This is a genomic window from Streptoalloteichus tenebrarius (genome assembly GCF_024171885.1).
Taxonomy (GTDB): Bacteria; Actinomycetota; Actinomycetes; order Mycobacteriales; family Pseudonocardiaceae; genus Streptoalloteichus; species Streptoalloteichus tenebrarius.
The window spans coordinates 1-1,638 of the sequence record NZ_JAMTCP010000093.1 but is presented as its reverse complement, the minus strand read 5'-3'; the positions used below and the strand labels follow the sequence as shown (position 1 = coordinate 1,638).

4 protein-coding genes are annotated in these 1,638 nt (G+C 70.1%); 2 read left to right on the top strand and 2 right to left on the bottom strand.

Annotation, left to right across the window (positions count from 1 at the left end):
* Positions 1-273, top strand: a 273-nt coding sequence (locus tag LX15_RS32040) for a hypothetical protein (protein ID WP_253674906.1), incomplete at its 5' end; no start/stop codon positions are given.
* Positions 270-536, top strand: a complete 267-nt coding sequence (locus LX15_RS32035) for a hypothetical protein (RefSeq protein WP_253674905.1) — start codon at positions 270-272, stop codon at positions 534-536. The genes LX15_RS32040 and LX15_RS32035, both read left to right, overlap by 4 nt.
* A gap of 81 nt (positions 537-617) precedes the next feature.
* Here LX15_RS32035 and LX15_RS32905 read toward each other — a convergent pair whose 3' ends face one another.
* Together LX15_RS32905 and LX15_RS32030 are read right to left on the bottom strand one after the other, a co-directional pair.
* A complete protein-coding gene (locus LX15_RS32905) occupies positions 618-743 on the bottom strand; it encodes a hypothetical protein (protein ID WP_301305604.1) in 126 nt (41 codons plus the stop codon).
* A 217-nt stretch (positions 744-960) separates the two neighbouring features.
* A partial coding sequence (locus tag LX15_RS32030; RefSeq protein WP_253674904.1) for a PP2C family protein-serine/threonine phosphatase occupies positions 961-1,638 on the bottom strand: 678 nt, incomplete at its 5' end.

Genomic DNA, 1,638 nt, shown 5'->3' with positions numbered 1-1,638 from the left:
TACCTGCGGCAGACCGAGAAGATCGCGGCCGAGACGCAGGCCAAGGCCGTGGAGTCCAACGCCGTCCTGGGCGACGCCTACGCCCTGTCCGGCGGGCGGTCGATCGGCGCCCTCGTCGCCGAGCTGGCGAGTCGGGCGGCAGCGGACCCGGCGTCGCTGGCCGACGCGCTGCGCCCGCACCTGACCGCGGTGCTCCAGGACGTGCTGGGCGACGGATACGCGGACCACATCGTGGACCGGATCGCGGACCGACTCGCCGGGGGTGCCCAGTGACCGACAACGCGGTCTCGCTCGTGCGCACCCTGGTCCCCAGTCTGTGGGGAACGGTCGTTGCGTGGCTGGTCGGCGTCGGGCTGCTGCCCGGCGACCTGGCCGACGACGCGCGCGGCCTCGCCACGACGTTCCTCGTCCCGGTCGCGATCAGCGGCGTCTACGCGGGGTTCCGCTGGCTGGAGACGCGTTCCTGGATCCCGGTGTGGCTGTCCCGCCTGCTGCTCGGCTCCACCCGTCAGCCCACGTACGTTTCGTCACGGTGACAAACGCGCCCGGCCCGCAGGGGGCCGGGCACGGTCCTCCGTTGATCGCTGGTGTGGGTGCGGACTTCTCCGCACCAGTTGTCACTTCTGCTCGGCGTCCGACGGCGGATCGGGCTGCGGGTTCAGGAGTTGCGGGTCGGAGTCCTCCGTCGCGGGGGTCCACCACGCGCCGTAGGCCCACTGGCGACGATCGGGATCGTGAGCCACGATCACTCCTTTCTGGTGGGACGTCTTCATGCTGGCCGTCTTCCCCCTTCTCGTCTAGACTTTCGGCCACTTTGTCCACTTCTCATGGACACGGAAGAGCCCCGGCACCTTCCGGTGCCGGGGCCTCGTTACTTCTTCTTGGGGTCCGCCGTGGGGATTCTCGGGATCTCCTGGGTCGGAGACTCGTCCGGCGGCGGGTTCTTCGGGTCTGCCATGGTCACCCCCTTTCATCTTTCGGGTGCGGGTGTTGCAACACCAGTACGGTGATGTCGTCGTTGCTGTGCTCCCGCCCGGCCTTCACGAGCTGTTGCGCGCAGGTTTCCGGGTCGTCGGAGTGCTCGGTGAGAATCGCGGCCATCTCGTCGGCGGGGAGCCGGTGCAGACCGTCGGAGGCGAGGATCAGGTATCGAGCCTCGCTGCGCACGGCGTCGATCCCGTCAGTGGGCGCCGTGCGCAAACTTCGCAGCAAGACGTTGTCGTGCCTCCGCGCCTCCTCGTCAGCCTCCCCGGCCTCGCGCATGCGCTGGCCCTCGGTGTGTGGCGTGGTGAGCCGCCAGACGCCCCGATCGTCCGCGTCCCAGCCGTAGGCGTCGCTGTCGCCCGACCATGCGATCAGCCATTCCCGGTCAGGCATCGCGGTGGCGACCACGATTGCGCCGTTCGTTACGGGGCCGGGGTGGGCGCCGGTCGGGTCGGCACACAGCTCGGCGGCGGCCATGACACCCCACACCGGGGTGCGCCGCGCCGCGACGCGCGCGGCCACCTGGGCCGCGAGTTGGGCGAACTCCGCGACCTCCGGTGTGGAGCCGGTTCCGTCGACGACGGCGACGGCGAGTCGACCGTTGTGAACGTGGTGGGCGTAGGCGTCCGCGTTGAGTGGGCGTTTCGGGCCTTT